The sequence below is a fragment of the Natrinema salinisoli genome (assembly GCF_020405205.1).
Lineage (GTDB): Archaea > Halobacteriota > Halobacteria > Halobacteriales > Natrialbaceae > Natrinema > Natrinema salinisoli.
Genome location: NZ_CP084469.1, coordinates 551186 through 571416, shown reverse-complemented (window position 1 = coordinate 571416; position 20231 = coordinate 551186). Strand labels below are relative to the sequence as shown.

The following is a 20231-nucleotide window of genomic DNA, read 5'->3' as shown; positions in this document are numbered from 1 at the left end:
GGTTCGGGACGGGTTGCTGATCGGATCGGCAAACGGGAATCGTCGCTAGTCACGCCAGATGACGGTCACGACGTCGTCGTCCCGCTCGACCGTCTCGTAGCGATAGCCCCGATCGTCCAGTTTCGGGAACAGAAACTGGGGAACGCGATCGTTGCGCTGGACCAGCACCGTCTCGTCGGGCAGTTCGACGAGCAACTCGAGGGTCTGCTGGAGGGGGTTCGGCGGCCCGAGCGATCGAACGTCGAGGGTCTCCCGCGGCCGATCGCGCGGTGCATCGGTGCGGTCGACGACGGCGGTGGGTGATGACATACGTGCTGATTCGGCTCCGCGGTAGCTATCTTTCTCCCCGTACGTGTTCGGCCGTAGTCCGACTGTGCGAGACGCGACGAGGCGTCCTCGTCCTGGACGCTATGCGTCTACTTTCGGGAACGTCGCGACGAACTCGTCGGGCGCGACCTGTTCGACCTCGTAGCCGTCGGCGTCGAAGCTCTCAACTTCGGCCTCGAACTCGTAGAACAACGGCTTGGGCTCGTGGTCGTTGACGATCGTCAGCGACTCGCCCGGCTCGAGCGCGTCGAATTCGTCGTGGATCTTCGGATGGCGGTTCACCGGTGGAATGTCCCTGACGTCGAGTCGTGTCATGCAATTCGTAGTCGGAGCGAGCCCCGCATCGACTTTTGTACGAACATGTTCGAGATCGATTCGGATCGTTACGCGTGTTCGATGAGCACGTGCCAGACACCGCCGTCGCGTTCCTCGCTCTCGTGGACGAACCCGCGGTCGTCGAGCACTTCGTAAAGGGGTTCCGGCTCGAACGGGGCGATCAATCGCAGTCGCTGGTCGGGTTCGAGGTCCGCCAGTGCGGCCATGATGTCGTCGAACGGGGGACCGTCGATTTCTCTGACGTCGAGCGTTCGTTCGGTGGATTCGGTTGCCATCGAATCCATCTTCGATTCACGAGCGATTGGACGTTCGGGCGAACGTGTTCGTCACTCTCCGTCTTCCCACCGGTTGGGAAATTGCCGAACATATTCGTAACTACCCGTATATAGTTTCGACCGGAACACGTTCGTATGGCCCAAGCAACCCTGTCCCTCACGATGCCGGAAGAGGTCTGGATCCAACAGATATCGACGGACTACCCCGAGGCGACCTTTCGGGTCCTCGCGGCCGTCCCCGGGTCGGAGTCCGGTTTCGCCCTCGTTCGGATCGCCGGTCCGGTCGTCCCCGAAGTGGTGGACGCGATGAACGACCACCCCCAGCTCACCGAAATCACGCTCGCCCAGTGGAGCGACAACGAAGCGACGGTCCACTTCGAGACGACGGCACCGCTCCTGCTGTTCTCCTCCCGAGAGTCGGGAATGCCGATCGAACTCCCGGTCGAGATCCAGGACGGCGAGGCGTCGATCGAGGTCACGGGCTCCCGAGAGCGACTCGCCGAACTCGCCGAACAACTCGAGCACTTCGGCCTGCAGTACCGGATCGAACACGTCCGCGAGCGGCTCCACGAGAGCCAACTCCTCTCGGAGCGCCAGCTCGAGGTGGTCGCCGCGGCCGTCGACGAAGGGTACTACGATACGCCGCGCCAGTCCTCGCTGACCGAACTGGCCGACCACCTGGATATCGCCAAGTCGACCTGTAGCGAGACGCTTCACCGCGCCGAGGAAGCGATCATCAAGCGATTCGTCGAAGATCTCCCGAGCCTCGACGGCGAAGAGGCGCTCGAGGAGGAGCTCGCACGTACTTAAACCAGGGCCGTCGAACCGAGACCGGCGACCGGACGGCATCGATCCGCGGCAACCTATTTGTACGTCCGAACATATTCGCCTCGATTCTCACGAAGTGGAAATCGACTCAGTACTTCATCCGAGTACGGTTGTGAGACGGGGAATGAGGACACACAAATGAACGATTTCAAGTGCATGCCGTCCAGTACCTCCGGCATGACACCAGCGTCATATACAGAGGTGTTCTGATCTAATGAGTACGGACGATGAATCATTCCACCCGCTCGGGGACGAGTGGGAGGACGAACTCGAGACGATGCTCGACGATACCGAGTACGACAGCGATCTCGGTATGGAAATGGCCCAGGACGCGATGCGGGTCACGAAGGGCGAACTCTCCGAAGCCGAATTCCACGAACGCTATCACGAGGACGTGATGGAAGAGTTCGGCGAGGACGAGCGCCCGACGAAGGAGGCCTACGAGGCGGCACAGGAGGAGGCGAGCGGAACCGTCTCCAACATGCTCGGTGCCTTCGACGGCGACGGGGACGAGACCCGTCGCGAGACGATGAAGAAGATGGGCGTCGGCGCGGCGGCCGTCGGGCTCGGTGCCTTCGGGACCGCCAGCGACGGACCCGAAGAGAACATCGCCGCTGAAGGGGGACACAACGAACCCCGCCAGGAGACGACCGAAGAACGCGATACCCAGTGGGGGATGACGATCGACCTCGAGCGCTGTGACGGCTGTCTGACGTGCATGACGGCCTGTACGCAGGAGAACGACCTCGACGAGGGCGTCAACTGGATGTACGTCATGGCCTGGGAGGACGAACTTCACGGTGGGCCGGGAGAAGACGGCAACACCGACGTCTACACCGACTTCAACATGGGGAGTGACTTCAACATGCTCGTGCGACCGTGCCAGCACTGCACGGACGCTCCCTGCGAGAAGGTCTGTCCGACGACGGCCCGTCACACTCGCGACAAGGACGGTCTCGTCCTGACCGACTACGACGTCTGTATCGGCTGTCGGTACTGTCAGGTCGCCTGTCCCTACGGCGTCAACTACTTCCAGTGGGACGAGCCCAGCGTGGACTACGAGGACATCGACGGGAACGAGGATCCGGAGAACCCCGACCAGATCACCCACGCGGAGTACGAGTACGGCGAGCGATGGGTCGACAGCCGCGCACCTCGCGGCGTCATGAGCAAGTGTACGATGTGTCCGTCCATGCAGGACGGCAAACAGGGAGAAGAAAAGGTCGGGACGTCCGCCTGTGAGACCGCCTGTCCGCCGGGCGCGATCCAGTTCGGGAACGTCAAAGACGAGCGGAGCGACCCGTCCCAGCACCGCGAGCACCCGGTCAAGAGTCGCGCGATCGTTCACCTGACGAACAGCATCGAAAGCACCAAAACCGCTCCGTCGCCGGACCAGATCAACAGCGCCCTCAGCGACGGCGACGACCTCGAGACCGCGATCGAGGCGCTCGACGGTCTCACCGAGAGCATCCTCGCGATCATGAAGTCGATCGAAATCGTCAGCGAGGGTACCGAGCCCGGCGACGAGGAGAACAACAGCATTCTCCGGAACGAACAGGAGATCGTCGCGTCCGTCGAGGCCTTCGAGCAGTACGTCGACCTCGAGAGCGAAGCGGCCCTCGAGGCGCTGGAACTCGGCGAGGGCAGCGAGCAGGACGCGCAGTTCCGCCTCGAACAGTACACGGGCGATCCGAGTTCGTTCCAGCTACTCGAGGACATCGGAACGAACCCGAACGTCACTTACCTCGGGCAGGAGCCCGGACCGGAAGCCCACCAGGTCGAGGGACCGACCAAGTACGAGGACGTCGATCTGCTTGACGAGCGGCAGGAGGCTCTCGATAACGAGACCGTCGGCGGCATCGACGGGGTGTCGCTATGAGCACGAAGGAGCCAACCGAGGCGGACATCCTCCGCCCGATCAACACGCTCACGAGTAAATATTTCATCTTGTACGGGGCCGCAGCACTGGGACTCGTCGCGTTCCTCGTCGCCTGGGCCTACCAGCTTCAGCAGGGGCTGATCGTTACCGGCCTCGGCGACTGGGGGAGCGGTGGCGGCTCGACGTGGGGACTGTACATCGGCGCGTTCATCTGGTGGGTCGGTGTCGCACACGGCGGCATCATCCTCTCGGCCGCCGTCCGCCTGCTCGGCATGGACCGGTACATGCCGGTCGCCCGACTCGCGGAGATGACCACGATCGGTGGCCTCTCCGCCGCCGGCTTCTACATTCTGGTCCACATGGGCCGTCCGGACCGGATGGTCACGAGCGTCATCGGCCACTACCACATCACGGTCAACAACTCGCCGCTGGTGTGGGACGTGACCGTCATCACGGCCTATTTCGTGCTGTCGGCGACCTATCTCGGCCTGACGCTGCGCTACGACGTCAACCGGCTGCGCGACGATCTGCCGGACATGTTCGAGCCGGTCTACAAGATCATGACGATCGGTTACACCAAGAAGGAAGACCAGGTCATCGATCGGATGGTCTGGTGGCTCGCCGCCGCAGTCATCATCATGGCCCCGCTCTTGCTCCACGGTGGCGTCATCCCGTGGCTGTTCGCGCTCCTGCCGGCGATGCCCGGCTGGACCGGCGCGATTCAGGGGCCGATGTTCCTGAGCATCGCGCTGATGTCGGCGATCAGCGGCATCATGATTATCTCCTATGCGTTCCGTCGCGCCTACGACTGGGACCACATCATCACTGACGACATCTTCCGCGGGCTGCTCCTGTGGCTCGGGTTCTTCACCCTGCTGTTCCTGTGGTTCCAGCTCCAGACGATCATCAACGGCGTCTTCCTCGGACCGACCAACAAGGCGGTCGCGATCGAGGCGAAGATCGCCCACCCGGTCTACCAGGTTGCGATGACGATGATCTTCGGCACGCTCGTGTACATCTTCCTGCAGGGGATCCGTCCGGCCCTGTTCAGCAAGAAGCGAGCGCTCCTCGCCAGCGGCATCATCCTCACCGGGACCCTGACCGAGAAGATCCTCTTCGTCGTCGAAGGGTTCCTGCACCCGACGTTCGACATCTACGCCAACACGCCCGGGACCTACTTCCCGAGCGCGATCGAGTGGCTCTCGCTCGTCGGAACGACTGCGCTGGTTGCACTTTTATTCCTCAACCTCTCGAAGCTCGTCCCGGTGGTCGAACTCCACGCGATCGAACACCTGCGCGGCGACCACGAGCACAGTGAGGAAGCGACCGAACCGGAGGTGGAAGCATGAGTGCATCACTGACAACCGTTCCGTTGGAACTGCTCTACCACGGCTACGACGGTACCGCCGGCTTCACCGGATTCGCCAACGAGGGGACCTGGATCATCTTCGCCGTCATCCTGGTTCCGGTCTACATCATGCTCGCGGCCTGGTTCCTCGGTGAACCCCGCGACACGAAGTCCGGACTGCTCGGCGTGGGCTACCTCGTCGGTCTGACGACGTCGATGTGGGTCGGGATGTTCATCCTGACCGTCCTGATCGGCATCGTCTTCTATGGCGGCCCACCGGAGCCGTTCAGCGCCGTCGGCCCGCCGTAACCGAACCCGTATCGTCTCCGACCAGCGCTTCATTTTTCGCGACGACGACCGCTATGTTCCAGCCTGCAGTCTCTCTTCACTCGCGTACCGAACCATCACACGTATGCCGTTCCGCGCCCTTCATTCGGCTAGTAGATCGACACTATGAGCATCACAGAACACGAGCTCGAAATCAAACTCGAGGGGGTCGAGGATCCGGAGCTCGGCGACGACATCATCTCGCTGGGACTGGTCAACGACGTCACGATCGACGACGAAACGGCCCGGATCTCGCTCGCGTTTAACGCGCCGTACGCGCCCTCGGAGCTGGAACTGGGGAACCGCATCCGCGAGGTCATTCAGGAGGCCGGTCTCGAGGCCGACCTGCGGGCACACGTCGGCGAGGACCACGGCTTCGACGAGGACGTCCTCCCGCGCGTTCGGAACGTCATCGCCGTCTCCTCCGGGAAGGGCGGCGTCGGGAAAACGACCGTCGCGGCGAATCTCGCTGCCGGACTCGACAAGCGCGGCGCGAACGTCGGATTGCTCGACGCCGACATTCACGGTCCCAACGTCCCGCAGATACTCCCTCCCGAGAGCGATCCCGGCGTCACGCCGAACGAGGAGATCGTGCCGCCCCGCTCGGACGGCGTCCGCATCATCAGCATGGGCATGATGATGGAGGACGACGACGACCCCGCGATCCTGCGCGGGCCGATGGTCAACAAGTTCATGATGAAGTTCCTCGAGGGCGTCGAGTGGGGTCGGCTCGACTACCTCATCGTAGACCTGCCGCCGGGGACCGGCGACGCGACGCTGAACCTGCTGCAGTCGATGCCGGTGACCGGATCGGTCGTCGTCACGACGCCCCAGGAGATGGCGTTAGACGACACCAGAAAGGGGATTCAGATGTTCAACAAACACGACACCCCGGTACTGGGCGTGGTCGAGAACATGAGCTCGTTCGTCTGCCCGTCCTGTGGCGACCAGCACGGGCTGTTCGGGACCGGCGGCGCGGACACCATCGTCGACAAGTACGACGTGCCGCTGCTGGGTCGAATTCCGATCCACCCCGACTTCGGGGCCGACGGCAGCGAGGGCGCACTCGTCAAGGACGACGACAGCGAGGTCCAGAGTCACCTCGAGGACGTCGTCGGCGAGGTCGCCGATCGGATCGGCGAACAGAACCGCCGAACGGTCTCCGAAAACGTGACGTACGAACCCACGAACAAGCTGCCGACCGAGACCGAAGACTGAGCGGGTACCGACTCGAAAAGCGCTAGTTGGGTGTACCCACGTTTTCACGCCAGTCACGATCGGAGAGCGACGCGTCCCTCTCGTCGAGCCCTCCTCTCCGGTACCCCTGCCGTTAAACCGCGCCCGAGCGAATCGAGCCGTATGCTCGATACGTATGCCGAGTCGATCGCCGACCTCGAGCCGGCCGACGGCGAGGTCGAGACCGCGGAACTGGTCGTCACCGACGACGTGCTCGTGAAGGCGTTCGCCCTCGGGTCGGGTGCGGAACTCGAGGCCCACGACCACGCCGACAGCACGAACGTCTTCCACGTTCTCGAGGGGACGGTGACGGTTGTACAGGGCGACGAAAGCGAACGGATCGACGCGCCCGGCGTCGTCCACCACGAACGTGGCGTCGACCACGGCGCGAGAAACGAAACCGACGAGACGGCGATTTTCACCGCGAGCCTCTGTCCGCTCCCGTCCTGAGATGGGAACGGTCGTGGGTCACTCGCGCTGAGTCGTGCCGTCTTCGAGCAGCGCGGCGACGTACTTCGTGACGTGATCGTCGATCCGGCGCTTGTAGCCCGCCTGCCGAGCCAGCCGGTCGAGTTCGCGGGCCACGAGGCTGCCGTACTGGACTGCTTTCTTGTCCCGCGCAGCGACCTCGTCGGGCAGATATTCGGCAGCCACTCGTCGGAACCCCCGCTTTCGCTCGTCGTCGTCGGCCAGCAACTCGTCCGGCAACCGGAGCGCCGCATCGACGACGGCGTCGTGGAGGAAGGGAGCGACCGGCTCGAGGCCCGTCGCTTCGATCGTCAGGACGTCACGCGGGAGCTGGTCGGGCAGGCTGCGGATCCCCTCTCGGACGGCACCGCGAGTGGTCTCGGCGTCGACCCGGTGGTCGAGCCGGACGACCTTCTCGTAGCCGCCGAACAGTTCGTCGGCACCCTGACCGACGGCGAGGGCGTCGAACCCGTCCGCTGCGACGCGTTCGCCTACTAGGTACAGAGGCAACGCAATCTGGACGTCCATCGCGTTCGTGCGACCGGTCGCGCGGGCGACCTCGGGCACGGCGCGCTCGAGGTCGGTCGGCTCGAGTTCGACGACGGTGAGATCGCGGCCCATCGCGTCGGCGGCCGTGCGCGCGGCGTCGACGTCGTGACTGTCCGGGAAGCCGACGACGTACAGCGGCGCGTCGAGCAGCTCGGCGACCAGCGCCGAGTCGACGCCACCCGAAAAGGCGACGGCGATATCGCGGTCCTCTCCCCGGACGGCGTTCGTCGCCGTTTCGATCGCGTTCTCGAGGCCCTCGAGTGCGGACTCGGGGTCGAGCGGGTCGGGATCCGGCAGCGGCCAGTGAGATTCCGGCTCCGGGAGTGGGTCGGCCGGGGTTGCAACTGCACCAGCCGGAAAGAGCACGGGGTCCTCGAGTGTGGTCGGCTCGAACGACCACGACCGATCCGCGGTCGCGGTCTCGGAGCCGTCGACGAACAGCGGTACCCGCCCGAGCACGTCGCGAACGAGTCGGCCGTCGATTTCTCCGGCGAAGCCCGCCGTCCCCGGGAGGGGATCGTTGCGCTCGAGGGCGTCTCGAACGGTCGGTGGCTCGGCACCGCGAAGCGTCGCGTCGGTCATCGTGACTGAATACCCGTCATCTGAGTAGTTTCAAAACGTGGCTCACCCGTCGCGTGACGCCGCCGGCGAACTGCTGGACGCTGATCCGCCACGGCGTTCGCTTCCCTTCGACGGTCGTCCGGCCGTCGGCGATCGCCTCGAGGATGGCGTCGGCGGAGCGCTCGTCGGCGTCGACCCGGGTGACCGCCTGCCCGACCATCTCGCTGATGTGGGCGTCGCTGCCCGCGGTCATCGGTAGGTCGCGGGATTTGGCGTACCGTTCGGCCTGACGGTTCGCCCGGCCGGTGAACAGCCGGGAGTTGTAGACCTCGATCGCGTCGCCCAGCGCGAGCTGATCGCGGGTAATGCGGGCCATCACGCCGTGGCGCGACTCCTGAAAGGGATGGGGAACCACGGCCAGCCCGCCCTGGTCGTGGATCGCCTCGAGCGTCGATTCGAACGAGAGTCCCGGCGGGACGGCCTCCTCGAGCCCGAGCCCGAGCACGTGCCCCGCCTTGCTCGAGATCTCCATCCCGGGAATCCCGACCAGCCCGTAGTCGGGGGCGCGCTCGACGGCCTCGAGGCTCGCGTCGATCTCGTCGTGGTCCGTCACCGCGATCGCGTCGAGGCCGACGGCCTCGGCCTGCTCGAGGATGAGCTCGATCGGGTCCCGGCCGTCGTAGGACAGCGACGAATGCGTGTGAAGTTCGACCGACAGCACGAGCGCACGTTTAGGCGGCCTGATCAAAAACGACTCGGTCCGCATGCCGGGGGTGCGACGTCGCGGTTTGAGTCCCCTCGAGAGGCATTACTGTTGATCCGTCCAGGGATCGTCCGAGTGGCTGTCTATCTCGTACGTCTCCGTCGCCCGTTCCCGTCGAATCCGTTCGTCGACCAGGTCCGGTCGGAGGTCGTTCTGGTCGATTTCGAAACGCCACCCGGCGAAGAGGACGAAACCGGCAGCGAGTCCACCGAGAAGTCCGCTTCCGGTCAGGATGCCGTATCCCACCACGACGGCCACTACGATTCCAAGCAGCAGCCGTCGCATCTGCCGCCGCTTGCGGAACTCGTCCTCGTGAACGGCGACAATCTGCTTTCCGTCTCCCGCCGGAACCGATCGATAGCTGGGACCGTCCGCGGTCTCGTATCGAAGCACGTCGACCAGTTCCGGGTATTCGACGCTGTCGTCGACCATTCGTCCCTCGGGTCACACTGCGCGATAGTAAACGTTTCCGACAGGACTGTCGCGTCGTCTCGCGACGGCGAGCACCGGCGATCAATGCACGACCGTGTATATGGAAACCCCTTTACTGTCCGACTTCCACCACCGACATGAATGAGTCTTGCCGATTCGGACCGCGAACTCGTCGTCTCCGAGCTGGACCGGGAACCGACTCGAGCGGAGGCGGCGCTGTTCGAGAACCTCTGGAGCGAGCACTGCGCGTACCGCTCCTCGCGACCGCTGTTGTCGGCCTTCGACAGCGAGGGCGAGCAGGTCGTCGTCGGGCCGGGCGACGACGCGGCGGTCGTCGCGCTGGACGATGAGACGTATATTACGATGGGGATCGAGAGCCACAACCACCCCTCCTACGTGGATCCGTTCGACGGCGCTGCGACGGGCGTGGGCGGCATCGTCCGGGACACGCTCTCGATGGGCGCCTACCCGGTCGCGCTCGCGGACTCGCTGTACTTCGGCGAGTTCGACGACGAGCACTCGAAGTACCTCTTCGAGGGCGTCGTCGAGGGAATCAGCCACTACGGGAACTGTATCGGCGTCCCCACGGTCGCGGGGAGCGTCGACTTCCACCCGGATTACGAGGGGAATCCGCTAGTCAACGTCGCCTGCGTCGGTCTGACGAACGAGGACCGCCTCGTCACCGCCGAGGCTCAGGAACCCGGCAACAAACTCGTGCTGGTCGGGAACGGCACGGGTCGAGACGGACTCGGCGGCGCGAGCTTCGCCAGCGAGGACCTCGCGGAGGACGCCGAGACCGAGGACCGACCGGCGGTCCAGGTGGGCGATCCCTACGCCGAGAAGCTCCTCATCGAGGCCAACGAGCAACTCGTCGACGAGGGACTGATCGAATCGGCGCGGGACCTCGGTGCCGCCGGCCTCGGCGGTGCCTCGAGCGAGATGGTCGCCAAGGCCGACCTCGGGGCACACATCGAACTCGAGCGGGTCCACCAGCGCGAGCCGAACATGAACGCGCTCGAGATCCTCCTCGCGGAATCCCAGGAGCGGATGTGTTACGAGGTCGAGCCGGACAACGTCGACCGCGTGCGCGAGATCGTCGAGCGGTTCGATCTCGGCTGTTCGGTCATCGGCGAGGTCACGGACGGGAACTACGTCTGCACCTTTGATGGTGAATCCGTCGTCGACGTCGACGCCTACTTCCTCGGGGAAGGCGCGCCGATGAACGACCTCGCGTCCGAGGAGCCCGCCCAGCCCGAGACTGACCTCCCCGAAGTCGATCTCCAGGAGGCGTTCGAAACGATCGTCTCGAGTCCGAACACCGCCTCGAAGCGCTGGGTCTACCGGCAGTACGACCACGAGGTCGGCGTGCGCACGAGCGTCGGACCCGGCGACGACGCGGCCATCATCGCGGTTCGGGAGGCCGAACAGGGTCTCGCCCTCTCCTCCGGTGCCGCACCGAACTGGACCGACGTCGCACCGTACGAGGGCGCTCGCGCGATCGCGCTCGAGAACGCGACGAACATCGCGGCAAAGGGCGCGACCCCGCTCGCCGCAGTCGATTGTCTCAACGGCGGGAACCCGGAAAAGCCGGACGTGTACGGCGGGTTCGAGGGGATCGTCGACGGACTCGCCGAGATGTGCGAAACCCTCTCGACGCCGGTCGTCGGCGGGAACGTTTCCCTGTACAACGACTCCGTCGCGGGACCGATCCCGCCGACGCCGACGCTGGCGATGGTCGGTTCGAAGGACGGCTACGACGCGCCGCCGCTGTCCGTCGAACCTGACGGTGCTCTCCTCCTCGTCGGTGATCTCGGACTCGAAACTGGCTCTCCTCGCCTCGGCGGTTCCGAGTACCTCGCCCGGTTCGACGGCAGCGACGCCTTCCCCGAACTACCGGCGGATCCGGCGGCCGTTGTCGAGACCCTCGCTGCGGTCGCGAACGACGACGCGACGCTCGCGGTTCACGACGTCAGCCACGGCGGGCTCGCCGTCTCGCTCGCCGAAATGGTCACCGAGGACGCCGGTCTCGAGGTGGCGATTCCGAGCGACGATCCGGCGGGCGCGCTGTTCCACGAACAGCCGGGGCGCGCGCTCGTCCAGACGGAGTCGCCCGAAGCGGTCCGCGAGGCGTTCGACGGCGTCGCACCGGTCGTCGAACTCGGCTCGGGGACTGACGACGGCCGGCTCACGATCGACGGCGGTCGGACGCTGACGGCCGATGCAGCCGAGATCCGCGAGCGTCGCGCGACGATCGAACGGGAACTCGAGTAACTGTGAGATTCGTTCGGAGTAGTGTCGTCCGGACCGCAGTCGGGGTCGACCGGCCTAGTGGTTCATCAGTGTGTCTCGAACCGGACCGGTCCCGGCACGCGGTTCTCGAGCGACTGTCCGGTATATTGATATACGACGGGGCTAATTCGTCCAACGAACAGACACCCCTGGAGGAAGTTCGATGACTACCGACACCCCGTCCGTCCTGATCGTCGAAGACGAGCCCGACCTCGCGAACCTGTACGCCGCCTGGCTCGATGACGAATGCGACGTCGAGACGGCCTACGACGGCAACGAAGCGCTGGACGCTATCGACGAAACGATCGACGTCGTCCTCCTCGATCGGCGGATGCCGGGCCTCTCGGGGGATACCGTTCTCGATACGATTCGAGACCGGGCGCTCGACTGCCGGGTTGCGATGGTGACGGCCGTCGAACCCGATTTCGACATCATCGAAATGGGATTCGACGATTACCTCGTCAAACCGGTCTCGAACGACGAATTGGTCGAAATTATCGACCAACTGCTCCTTCGGGGGACGTACGACGAACAGTTACAGGAATTCTTCGCGCTCGCGTCGAAGAAGGCGTTGCTGGACGATCAGAAAACCGAACCCGAGCGCAAGTCGAGTCAGGAGTACGCCGAACTCAAGGATCGGCTGGCCGTCCTCCGCGTGCAGGTCAACGACACGATCCAGGAACTCCTGGAGCAGGACGGCTATCGACAACTGTGTCGAGATATTACGAGCGAGTCGGTCCTTCAGGAGTGACTATCCCGTCCGATGCTGTGACGGGTAGCTAGCGGAGGCCCACGACTTCAGCCGTGGGAAGAAAGTAAACCCCCCGCAACTGGTGTCGCGTGATCGTCCGGGAGGACGCTGCGGGTTGCAGTTACGAAACCCGGCCTCGTAGAGATCAGACAGGAACGCGACGTGTTTCGAGGACACCGACACCGACAGACGGTTTCCCCCTGTTCGGTGAGCGGTCGAACCTCCGTAGCGGACGAGCGGTCCGTGACATGGTATGGAACCCTTTCATTTTCGAACAAATGTTGAACTGAAGACGTTTCTATAGCGCGCATATCGATTTAATAATCGAGAGTATAGAGTGCATCAGGCCCGATTTCTTCCGGTAATTGCATTTCTTGCCAGAACGGTTATGTCGATCGAGCCGATATATAAAGTAATGGAAGATCCCGTTCGGGTCCTTTTCGTCGCTCCCGAAGGGACTCTCGCTGACGAGGCCGCAACCGTTCTCGAGCGTGACGGTGACGGATTCGTCGTCGAAACGGCGGTCAACGCGCGTAACGGTCTCGAGTACCTCGCGGCGCACGAGGTCGACTGCATCCTCTCGGGCGACCACCTATCCGACCGGACCGGTGTCGAATTCCTCGAGGCCGTCCGCGCGGACCATCCGAGTCTCCCGTTTATTCTGTACCCGGACGACGGGTCCGAGCGGATGGCCAGCGACGCGATATCGGCGGGCGTCACCGACTATCTCGGGTCGGAAAGCGACGCCGAGGGGTACGAGTTCGTGGCGGACCGGATCCGAGCGGCGGTCGACCGATCGCGGACGCGAACGGAGTCGAAACCGCGTGCCGAGGCGAGAACATCCTCGAGCGACGGTGTCGCAACTACCGACGGGGACGGCCGAAACCGGACGGCGGGTGAGCTCGATGCCCTCTTCGAACACTCGCCGGACATGATCGACATTCACGACGCCGACGGCACGATTCTCGACGTCAACGAACGACTCTGCGAGGTGTTAAATCAGTCCTCGGACGACCTCGTCGGAACGCGCGTCTGGGACATCGACGAGACGTACGAACCGACCGAACTCCGGGATATCTGGAACCGGACCGAGGTCGGCGAGCGACTGCGGTTCGAAACCGAATACCGTCGGGCCGACGGTTCGACGCTCCCCGTCGAGGTGCACGTCGTCCGACTCGATATCGACCACGAGGATCGCTTCGTCGCGATCTCGCGAGACATCTCCGATCGCAAGGAACGCGAGGCCGAGTTCCGACGCAACGCGCGAGCGATGGACGAAGCGCCCGTCGGGATTACGATCAGTGAGCCCGCCCAGAAGGACAACGAGCTGATATACATCAACGAGAAATTCGAGGAGATAACGGGGTACACCGAAGCGGAGGCGATCGGTGAAAACTGTCGGTTCCTCCAGGGAGCGGACACGCGCGAGGAGCCGGTGGCCGAGATGCGAGCGGCCATCGACGAGCAGGAGCCGGTCTCCGTCGAACTCAGGAACTACCGAAACGACGGGACGATGTTCTGGAATCGCGTCACGATCGCGCCCGTCGAGGACGAGAGCGGCACGATCACCAACTGGGTCGGCTTTCAGGAGGACATCACCGACCGGAAGGAGCAGGAGCGGAAACTCCGGCGGCAGAACGACCAGCTCGAGGAGTTCGCGTCCGTCGTCAGTCACGATTTGCGGAATCCGCTCAACGTCGCGGAGGGGAGACTCGAACTCCTCCGCGAGGAGTGTGAGAGCGAGTACCTCGACGACATCGCGTGGGCCCACCGGCGTATGAACGACCTGATCGACGATCTCCTGACGCTGGCACGGGAGGGGGAACGGATTCGTCACCCCGAACGGGTCGATCTCGCGGCGCTCGCGCGGGACTGCTGGCGGAACGTCGAGGCGACTCGCGCGACGATCAGTACCGATCTCGCCCGGCCGATCCGGGCTGATCGGCGGCGACTCCAGCAACTGCTCGAGAACCTCATGCGGAACGCCGTGGAGCACGGCGGCGAGGACGTGAGCATCACTATCGGTGAACTGGCCGACGGCTTCTACGTGGCGGACGACGGCCCGGGCATCCCGGAACGCGAGCGCGAGGAGGTGTTCGATATGGGCTACTCTACCTCGACGGACGGAACCGGCTTCGGGCTCGCGATCGTCGAACAGATCGCCGACGCCCACGACTGGGCGATTCGAGTGACCGACGGTGATCGCGGCGGCGCACGGTTCGAGATCCGAAACGTCACGTTCGCCGACAACTGATCGGCTGCGAGCCATCGGTCGTCGGTACTGGGCGCTGGGACCGTCGCGGGCTCGACTCGTCGATTATCCCCCGAGTCGACGCTCGAGCGTCGTCACGTCCCGAATTTCGATCCGCGTGCCGCCGTTCTCGCCGTTCGTAACGGTACAGTCCCAGTCGTGGGCCTCGGCGATCGCTCGAACGAGTGCGAGTCCGAGACCGTCGATCGCGGTGTCGTCGTCGGCGGTCGGGTCGAGCACGCGGTCGTGTGCGTTCGGGGGAATCTCTTCGGCGTCGTCGAGCACGAAGATGCCTCGATCCCCGTCGTCGTCGAACCCGACCAGACCGATTTGGACCGTGACGTCGGTATCTCCCCGGGCGACGGCGCTATCGAAGGCCGTCTGGAGGAGGTGAGCGAAGCGATCGGGATCGGCCCGGAGCGCGGCCGCCCCCTCGACGATGACGGCGTCCTCCGCGAGCCGGGACTGGCTGACCGCATCGGTAACCGCCTCCTCGAGGTGGAGCCGACTCCTGGTACCGACGGCTGTCCCGTTGCGAGCGAATTCGCGGACGTCGTCGACGAGCCGCTCGGCCCGATCGAGGGTCGTTTCGACCGTATCCTCCGCGAGCGGGAACTCCCATTCTTCGGCCGCGTCCTCCTCGAGGGCGTCGGCAACGCTTTCCAGTTGCCGTTTCAGATCGTTCGAGAGGACGTCGGCGACGGCCTCGAGGCGTTCAGTCTGGCGCTCGAGCTCGTCCGTCCGCTCCCGAAGGACTCGCTCTCGGTCAGCCCGATCGAGTGCAGCCCGGGTGTTCTCGACGAGCGTCGAGATGAGGTCGACGTCCGTCTCGTCGAATCGATGGGGGTCGAGCGCTCCCGTCATGAGGACCCCGCGTGTGCCGATCGGTGCGATGATCTCCGATCGGAGCGGGGTGTCCGGGTTGTAGAGTTCGTCGACCGTCTCGAGGTCGTCGAATAGCTCAACTTCGCCGCCTTCGAAGACGTCCCAGACGAGGCCTTCGCCGGGGTTGAACCGCGGGAGACCGCCGAACTCGTCGTGGGCGCCGGCGGTGCCCGCGACTGGTTCGAGATACCCCTGTTCCTCCTCGAGCAGCCAGATCCCACTGATGGGGAGATCGAGCAGATCGCTGCCCGCGTGGACGGCGATCGCACAGATCTCTTCGGGATCGTCGGACTCGAGGAGCCACCGCGTGATCTCGTGGAGGGATTCGACGACGCGGTCGTACTCGTGTTGATCGGTGACGTCCCGGACGACGGCCGCGACGGTCGCAGTGTTGTCCTCGATCGGGACGAAGCGGAATTCGCCCATCCGGTCGTCGCCGTTCGGACCGACGTAGGGCACCTCGAGTTGGCGGCGATCCGCGTTGCCGATGTCGACGTCGGTGATCGCCTGTCCGATATCGACGGCGTGTCTGTCGTCGATCCCCGCCAGCGTGGTCAGCGTCTCGACGTGCTCGCCGACGAGCGTCGATCGATCGGTGTCAAGGATCGCTTCGGTCGCACCGTTTACCGTGACGATTTCGCGGTTTCGGTCGAGGGTGACGACGGCGTCGTGAACCGCTTCGACGACGGCGGCGTGCTGGGCCAGCGTCCGCTCCTGTGCTTTGCGCTCGGTCACGTCGCGCATGTACACCGACAGGCCTGTTTCGGAGGGATACGCCCGGGCTTCGAACCACGTCTCGAGTTCCGTATGGTAGATTTCGAAGGAGACCGGTACCTGTTCGTCCATCGCGCGGTGGAAGCCGTCGGGGAACTGCGTCTCGACGGTCTGCGGGAACTCGTCCCACATAACCCGACCGATCAGCTCGCTGCGGGTGCGCTCGAGCAACGTTTCGGCCCGTTCGTTGAGGTACGTGAAGCGAAACCCCGTATCGAGTGCGAAGAAGGGGTCGGTCACGCGGTCGACGGTCGGGATGGATCGCATCGTCACGACGCTCCACCCCGTCCCCCGCCGGGCGACGGATTCGATCCCCTCTTCCGCTCGAGGCTATCGCCTCTCACAGCCGTTGTGCTCATCGACAGATAGTCAGGGTATTGTTAGTGAAACCCCTATTTCAGTGTCGTGGCCGAGCGATCGACTGTGACTCTGTCACACGGTGTTCAGAGGGAGATCGTCGTTCCCGATCCGACCTCTCGAGCGCGTTCGAAGACGAATTCTGCGGCTGCAGCGTCCAATACTGCGGTCCCAACGCTTTTGCAAACGATGATCTCCGACGGCGCCGCGCGTCCTCGCTGGCCGGCGATCACGTCACCGAACGGGTGAACCGCGAGTCCAGCGTGATCGCGGAGATCGCCGGTCTCGCGCGCTTCGCTCGGCACGTCCGCGAAGACGCGGTCCGCACGGTTTATCGTCGCGTCGTCCAGTTCACGCATCGCCGGCGTGTACGCGCCGACGGCGATCACGAGCGTCCCGTCAGCTAGCGCGTCCCCGGGGAATACCGGCTCCGTACTCGTAGTCGCTGTGACGACGACGGTCGCACCGTCCACGGCGTCGCGCGGACTCGAGACCGGCGTGGCGGGCACGCCGAGTTCCGCGTCGAGATCGCTGGCACAGGCCGTTCGGGAGTCGCTGGGCGAGTAGACGCGGATCGACTCGAGGCGGTCGGTCGCAGCGGCGATGGCCCGCGTTTGCCAGCGAGCCTGCGTGCCGGCACCGATCACGGCCAGGTCGATCGGCTCGTCGATCGCGAGTTCGCGGGCCGCGAGGCCGCCGATACACCCGGTCCGCGCGCTGGTGATTCGATTTCCAGCGAGGTAGCCGGCCGGCTGGCCGGTTTCGGCGTCGGCGAGTGCGATCTGTGCGGTAACGGTCGGGAGTCCGCGCTCGGGGTTGTCCTCGACGACCGTCACGAGCTTCGTCGCCGCGTACGCCGCGCCGTGAACGTACGCCGGCATGCAGAGGCCCGTTCCCGTCGGTTCCCCGGGTGCGTCCGGATCGGTCCCCATCCCGATCGGGTAGTGTGGTCGCTCCGGTCGTTCGACCGCGCCCGCTCGCTGCTTTTCGAACGCGTCGGCGACGACCGGCAGGAGAGCTTCGAGCTCGAGTACGGACGCGACGTCGTCGTCGGAGAGCATGCGAACCATACGGGCACATCGACGGATGGCCACTTCAGTCGTGATGTCAGTCGTCTGGCGGTCGATTCGGCGATCGAGTGGACAGGTAGTTGTTTGATGTCTGGTGTGGTACCAGCGCGCATGGACATCGTCATCGTTGGCGGCGGGATCATCGGAACGGCGATCGCGGCCCGCCTCAGCGACACCGATCACGACGTCACGCTCCTCGAGCGCTCGCGGATCGGCGGCGAAACGACGGCGGCCTCCGCTGGCATCCTGATGGAAACCATCGTCGCACCGACGCCCTTCGACCTGCGATTCCGTGCGCGCTCCCGATCAGTCTACCGACGACTGTTCGACCGCGGGCCGCTCGAATCGGAGCGGATCGGGACGCTCTACGTCGCCGAAACGACGGCGTTCGCGGAGCGGCTCGAAGAATCCGCGGAGATCCTTCGCGACCACGGCGTCGAGGCCTCATTCCTGTCGGCGGCGGAGCTCGAGCGGCTCGGTATCGACTCCGACGGATTCGTCGGGGGACTTCACACGCCGAACGACCGCATCTGTGATGCGACCGACGTCGCGTCCTGGTTCGCGACGTGCGCTCGACGGAACGGTGCCGAGATTCGAACCGGTGTGACCGTGACTGACATGATCGCGCGCGACCGCGACGCGTCCATCTCGGGCATCGAAACAGACGGGGGTCGACTGCAGGCCGACCGCGTCATCAACGCGACCGGTCCGTGGGCTCCGAAACTGAACGACATGGTCGGCGTCTCGCTCCCGCTCGGGCACACGCTGGGACCGATGGTCGAACTCGAGGCGACCGAACCGATCGACGGTCCGGTGACGATCCTCGAGTCCAAGCGGTACGTTCGACCCACCGGCGGGACCGACGGGACCGGGGCGTGGGTCGGCGAGTACCGAACGGAATACACCGACGGCCAGCGCTACGATCCGGACCGGTGTACCGTTTCGGACGACTTCCGCGAGACAGCGACCGACGTTGCGAGCGTCGTTCCCGCACTCGAGGGCGCGACGGTCGTCGACGAGTGGATCGGCCTCCGAACCGTCACCCCGGACGGTCGACCCATCGTCGGCGAGACGAGCGTCGACGGGTTCGTCGTCGCCTGCGGCATGTCGGGTCAGGGAGTGACGCTCGCGCCCGCCGTCGCGGACGTCGTCTACGACGTACTCGAGGGGACCGTTGACGAAGACCACCAGATGTACCTCTCAACCGATCGCTTCTGACGGCGGCCCGCCGCTGCGGTCGTCGCTCCGGCCGGACGAATCGCTCCCGTTTCGACCCCATTCTCAAGCGAATCCTTTTCGCTCGGTTTGTCGTTAGGTACCGTATGACGGTACTCGTGATCGGCGGCGGCATCGTCGGCCTCTCGAGCGCATACGAACTCGCTACCCGCGGCGTCGACGTCGTCGTCTGCGAGCAGGGGTCGATCGGCAACGGCAGCACCGAGCGGGCCGCGGGCGGCATCCGCGCGCAGTTCTCGACGCCGGTCAACGTCACCATGTCGCTCGAGAGCATGCGCGTCTGGGACTCCTTCGAGGAGCGCTTCGGAACCGATATCGACTACCGCCGGACGGGGTATCTCTTTCTGGCTCGGAGCGAGGCTACCGCCGCGCAGTTCGAGGAGACCGTCGCCATGCAGAACGACCGGGGCGTTCCGAGCGAAGTTCTCGACCCCGACGCGGCGGCGGACTACTGTCCGGGAATCGACCCCGAGGAGTTCGCCGCGGCCACGTACTCCGTGACGGATGGCTTCGCCGATCCGCATCTCGCGTTGCAAGGATACGCGCGAGCGGCGGCCGACGCCGGCGTCGACGTCCGGACGAATACGCCGGTCACGGACGTGCTCCGGGGAGCCTCCGACAGTCGCGAGGGGGGCCGAGTAACGGGTATCGAGACCGCGGACGGCAGTCTCGAGGCCGAGTTCGTCGTCAACGCCGCGGGGCCGTGGGCGGGCGAGGTCGCGGCGATGGCAGATTGCTCGCTGCCGATCACCCCGAAGCGACGCCAGATCGCCGTCGTCGAACCCGAGCATCCGGTCCCCGAGAGTCATCCCCTGACGATCGATCTCGAGAGCGGATCGTACTTCCGGCCGGACCGCGGCGGCGACGCGCTGATCGGCGGGCACTTCGGCGAGTCCGATTCGGTCGCCGAGCCCGACGCCTACGATCGGTCTATCGACTTCTCGTGGGCCGCCGACGCCCTCGAGACCGTCTCCGAGTGGACCTCCTACTTCGGCCCCGAATCGGTGCTCAAGCGCGGCTGGGCGGGGCTCTACGCGGTGACACCGGACGATACCGCGATCGTCGAAGAGACGGTTCCCGGCTTCGTCACCGCGGCCGGCTTTTCGGGCCACGGGTTCCAGCACGCACCCGCGACCGGACGGCTCGTCGCCGAACTCGTCACCGAAGGGACGGCCTCGCTCGTCGACATCGAACCGCTCTCGAGCGACCGGTTCGAAACCGGGACGACGCGCGCGGAGACGAACGTCGTTTGAGACGACGCCGCGGGTGCGCCCGGAGAGGGGCCCGCG

The 20231-nt window shown here is 65.0% G+C and carries 19 protein-coding genes; 11 read left to right on the top strand and 8 right to left on the bottom strand.

All coding sequences use genetic code 11. From position 1 onward, the window contains the following. Positions 1-45: 45 nt before the first annotated feature. The 3 genes from LDB05_RS02920 to LDB05_RS02910 form a co-directional block, all read right to left on the bottom strand. Complete coding sequence (locus LDB05_RS02920; protein ID WP_226006436.1) at positions 46-309, bottom strand: DUF2249 domain-containing protein; 264 nt, start codon at positions 307-309, stop codon at positions 46-48. Between the two features lie 99 nt (positions 310-408). Beyond that, positions 409-642 (bottom strand): DUF2249 domain-containing protein, encoded by a 234-nt coding sequence (locus tag LDB05_RS02915; RefSeq protein ID WP_226006435.1) that lies wholly within the window; start codon positions 640-642, stop codon positions 409-411. Positions 643-710: 68 nt separating this feature from the next. Further along, on the bottom strand, positions 711-938 hold the full coding sequence (locus LDB05_RS02910; RefSeq protein WP_226006434.1) for a DUF2249 domain-containing protein: 228 nt from the start codon (positions 936-938) through the stop codon (positions 711-713). Positions 939-1073: 135 nt separating this feature from the next. Here LDB05_RS02910 and LDB05_RS02905 point away from each other — a divergent pair, with 135 nt between their 5' ends. From LDB05_RS02905 to LDB05_RS02880, 6 genes are all read left to right on the top strand, one after another. After that, complete coding sequence (locus tag LDB05_RS02905; RefSeq protein WP_226006433.1) at positions 1074-1748, top strand: helix-turn-helix domain-containing protein; 675 nt, start codon at positions 1074-1076, stop codon at positions 1746-1748. 232 nt (positions 1749-1980) lie between these two features. Further along, positions 1981-3645, top strand: coding sequence for a 4Fe-4S ferredoxin N-terminal domain-containing protein (locus LDB05_RS02900; protein WP_226006432.1), 1665 nt, complete (start codon positions 1981-1983; stop codon positions 3643-3645). Continuing rightward, positions 3642-4994, top strand: coding sequence for an NrfD/PsrC family molybdoenzyme membrane anchor subunit (nrfD, locus tag LDB05_RS02895; protein WP_226006431.1), 1353 nt, complete (start codon positions 3642-3644; stop codon positions 4992-4994). The genes LDB05_RS02900 and nrfD overlap by 4 nt, the downstream gene beginning before the upstream one ends. Beyond that, positions 4991-5302, top strand: coding sequence for a hypothetical protein (locus LDB05_RS02890; protein ID WP_226006430.1), 312 nt, complete (start codon positions 4991-4993; stop codon positions 5300-5302). The genes nrfD and LDB05_RS02890 overlap by 4 nt, the downstream gene beginning before the upstream one ends. Positions 5303-5446: 144 nt before the next feature. Next, on the top strand, positions 5447-6538 hold the full coding sequence (locus tag LDB05_RS02885) for an Mrp/NBP35 family ATP-binding protein (protein WP_226006429.1): 1092 nt from the start codon (positions 5447-5449) through the stop codon (positions 6536-6538). Between the two features lie 141 nt (positions 6539-6679). Next, positions 6680-7006, top strand: a complete 327-nt coding sequence (locus tag LDB05_RS02880) for a cupin domain-containing protein (RefSeq protein ID WP_226006428.1) — start codon at positions 6680-6682, stop codon at positions 7004-7006. Positions 7007-7024: 18 nt separating this feature from the next. Here the strand turns inward: LDB05_RS02880 and LDB05_RS02875 are convergent, their stop codons facing one another. The 3 genes from LDB05_RS02875 to LDB05_RS02865 form a co-directional block, all read right to left on the bottom strand. After that, positions 7025-8155 (bottom strand): asparagine synthase C-terminal domain-containing protein, encoded by a 1131-nt coding sequence (locus LDB05_RS02875; RefSeq protein WP_226006427.1) that lies wholly within the window; start codon positions 8153-8155, stop codon positions 7025-7027. A gap of 16 nt (positions 8156-8171) precedes the next feature. Next, on the bottom strand, positions 8172-8855 hold the full coding sequence (locus tag LDB05_RS02870; RefSeq protein ID WP_226006426.1) for a PHP domain-containing protein: 684 nt from the start codon (positions 8853-8855) through the stop codon (positions 8172-8174). Positions 8856-8942: 87 nt separating this feature from the next. Beyond that, positions 8943-9329, bottom strand: a complete 387-nt coding sequence (locus LDB05_RS02865; RefSeq protein WP_226006425.1) for a hypothetical protein — start codon at positions 9327-9329, stop codon at positions 8943-8945. A 141-nt stretch (positions 9330-9470) separates the two neighbouring features. Between LDB05_RS02865 and purL the strand changes: the two genes are divergently transcribed. The 3 genes from purL (at position 9471) to LDB05_RS02850 (ending at position 14623) form a co-directional block, all read left to right on the top strand. After that, on the top strand, positions 9471-11600 hold the full coding sequence (gene purL, locus LDB05_RS02860) for a phosphoribosylformylglycinamidine synthase subunit PurL (protein WP_226006424.1): 2130 nt from the start codon (positions 9471-9473) through the stop codon (positions 11598-11600). Between the two features lie 181 nt (positions 11601-11781). Beyond that, positions 11782-12369 (top strand): HalX domain-containing protein, encoded by a 588-nt coding sequence (locus LDB05_RS02855; RefSeq protein WP_226006423.1) that lies wholly within the window; start codon positions 11782-11784, stop codon positions 12367-12369. A 415-nt stretch (positions 12370-12784) separates the two neighbouring features. Further along, entirely contained in the window at positions 12785-14623 is a 1839-nt protein-coding gene (locus tag LDB05_RS02850; RefSeq protein ID WP_226006422.1) for a PAS domain S-box protein, read from the top strand. Positions 14624-14686: 63 nt separating this feature from the next. Here the strand turns inward: LDB05_RS02850 and LDB05_RS02845 are convergent, their stop codons facing one another. Together LDB05_RS02845 and LDB05_RS02840 are read right to left on the bottom strand one after the other, a co-directional pair. Next, positions 14687-16546: a PAS domain-containing protein gene (locus LDB05_RS02845; protein ID WP_226007860.1), complete on the bottom strand. Its 1860-nt coding sequence runs from the start codon at positions 16544-16546 to the stop codon at positions 14687-14689. Positions 16547-16722: 176 nt separating this feature from the next. Further along, positions 16723-17706, bottom strand: coding sequence for an ornithine cyclodeaminase family protein (locus LDB05_RS02840; RefSeq protein ID WP_226006421.1), 984 nt, complete (start codon positions 17704-17706; stop codon positions 16723-16725). 111 nt (positions 17707-17817) lie between these two features. On the opposite strand from LDB05_RS02840, the gene LDB05_RS02835 reads away from it, so the two are divergent. Together LDB05_RS02835 and LDB05_RS02830 are read left to right on the top strand one after the other, a co-directional pair. Then, positions 17818-18924, top strand: a complete 1107-nt coding sequence (locus LDB05_RS02835) for an NAD(P)/FAD-dependent oxidoreductase (protein WP_226006420.1) — start codon at positions 17818-17820, stop codon at positions 18922-18924. A 104-nt stretch (positions 18925-19028) separates the two neighbouring features. Next, positions 19029-20195 (top strand): NAD(P)/FAD-dependent oxidoreductase, encoded by a 1167-nt coding sequence (locus LDB05_RS02830; RefSeq protein WP_226006419.1) that lies wholly within the window; start codon positions 19029-19031, stop codon positions 20193-20195. The last annotated feature ends 36 nt before the right edge of the window (positions 20196-20231 follow it).

Bases quoted from the DNA above. Each gene is read 5' to 3' on its own strand.
- LDB05_RS02875 (WP_226006427.1), bottom strand. From the start codon at position 8,155: ATGACCGACGCGACGCTTCGCGGTGCCGAGCCACCGACCGTTCGAGAC.
- nrfD (WP_226006431.1), top strand. From the start codon at position 3,642: ATGAGCACGAAGGAGCCAACCGAGGCGGACATCCTCCGCCCGATCAAC.
- LDB05_RS02835 (WP_226006420.1), top strand. From the start codon at position 17,818: ATGGACATCGTCATCGTTGGCGGCGGGATCATCGGAACGGCGATCGCG.
- LDB05_RS02850 (WP_226006422.1), top strand. From the start codon at position 12,785: ATGGAAGATCCCGTTCGGGTCCTTTTCGTCGCTCCCGAAGGGACTCTC.
- LDB05_RS02865 (WP_226006425.1), bottom strand. From the start codon at position 9,329: ATGGTCGACGACAGCGTCGAATACCCGGAACTGGTCGACGTGCTTCGA.
- LDB05_RS02915 (WP_226006435.1), bottom strand. From the start codon at position 642: ATGACACGACTCGACGTCAGGGACATTCCACCGGTGAACCGCCATCCG.
- LDB05_RS02855 (WP_226006423.1), top strand. From the start codon at position 11,782: ATGACTACCGACACCCCGTCCGTCCTGATCGTCGAAGACGAGCCCGAC.
- LDB05_RS02840 (WP_226006421.1), bottom strand. From the start codon at position 17,706: ATGGTTCGCATGCTCTCCGACGACGACGTCGCGTCCGTACTCGAGCTC.
- LDB05_RS02900 (WP_226006432.1), top strand. From the start codon at position 1,981: ATGAGTACGGACGATGAATCATTCCACCCGCTCGGGGACGAGTGGGAG.
- LDB05_RS02905 (WP_226006433.1), top strand. From the start codon at position 1,074: ATGGCCCAAGCAACCCTGTCCCTCACGATGCCGGAAGAGGTCTGGATC.
- LDB05_RS02910 (WP_226006434.1), bottom strand. From the start codon at position 938: ATGGCAACCGAATCCACCGAACGAACGCTCGACGTCAGAGAAATCGAC.
- LDB05_RS02920 (WP_226006436.1), bottom strand. From the start codon at position 309: ATGTCATCACCCACCGCCGTCGTCGACCGCACCGATGCACCGCGCGAT.
- LDB05_RS02830 (WP_226006419.1), top strand. From the start codon at position 19,029: ATGACGGTACTCGTGATCGGCGGCGGCATCGTCGGCCTCTCGAGCGCA.
- LDB05_RS02890 (WP_226006430.1), top strand. From the start codon at position 4,991: ATGAGTGCATCACTGACAACCGTTCCGTTGGAACTGCTCTACCACGGC.
- LDB05_RS02845 (WP_226007860.1), bottom strand. From the start codon at position 16,546: ATGCGATCCATCCCGACCGTCGACCGCGTGACCGACCCCTTCTTCGCA.
- LDB05_RS02880 (WP_226006428.1), top strand. From the start codon at position 6,680: ATGCTCGATACGTATGCCGAGTCGATCGCCGACCTCGAGCCGGCCGAC.
- LDB05_RS02885 (WP_226006429.1), top strand. From the start codon at position 5,447: ATGAGCATCACAGAACACGAGCTCGAAATCAAACTCGAGGGGGTCGAG.
- purL (WP_226006424.1), top strand. From the start codon at position 9,471: ATGAGTCTTGCCGATTCGGACCGCGAACTCGTCGTCTCCGAGCTGGAC.